1 protein-coding gene is annotated in these 623 nt (G+C 66.6%); it reads right to left on the reverse strand.

What is annotated here, in order from left to right; genetic code table 11:
• Nucleotides 1–417 (reverse strand): M16 family metallopeptidase (locus tag AC1D01_RS37770; RefSeq protein ID WP_477875085.1); only part of this gene is annotated, 417 nt, incomplete at its 3' end.
• Nucleotides 418–623: the final 206 nt, after the last annotated feature.

Raw genomic sequence — 623 nt, forward strand, 5'->3', positions numbered from 1 at the left:
GTACCAGCGCAGGTTGTCGTCGTTGGCCGAGAAGCTCGCGAAGTAATTGGTGCGGTCGAACCAGGTGCTGCCGTTGGCAGCGAGCCCGCGCTTGGTGAACTCGGCCCACACCGTGCGGTGCTTCGGCGTGCCCTTGAACAGCAGGTGCTCCAGCAGGTGGGCCATGCCGGTCTCGCCGTAGTTCTCCATCCGCGAGCCGACGTGGTAGGTCATGTTGACCGTGGTGGTCGGCTTGGAATCGTCGGGGATCAGCAGCAGCTGCAGGCCGTTGGGCAGGCGGTACTCGGTGATGCCTTCGACCCCCTGGACCTTGGCGATCCCGGCCGGCAGGGTCTGCGCGGAGGCGGTCTGCACCAGCAAGGCGCCGGCGACGATGAGAACGGCGGGCAGGAGACGTTTCAGCATGGGGCGGGGGATCCGAAGCGAAGGGCGCAGTGTAGAGCGCGCTCCTGCGCCGAGGTTCCGCCAAAAAAAAGGGGAGCCCGCGCTCCCCTTCTCGTTGATGTCCGCTCGTGACGGCGGGTGACTCAAGCCTTCTCGGCCGAGGCCTTCTTGTACGCGGCCAGCCCGCTGGTGATCTCGGCCTTGGCCGATTCCGGGCCTTCCCAGCCGGTGACCTTGAC

Source organism: Rhizobacter sp. P3_B12, from assembly GCF_056402895.1.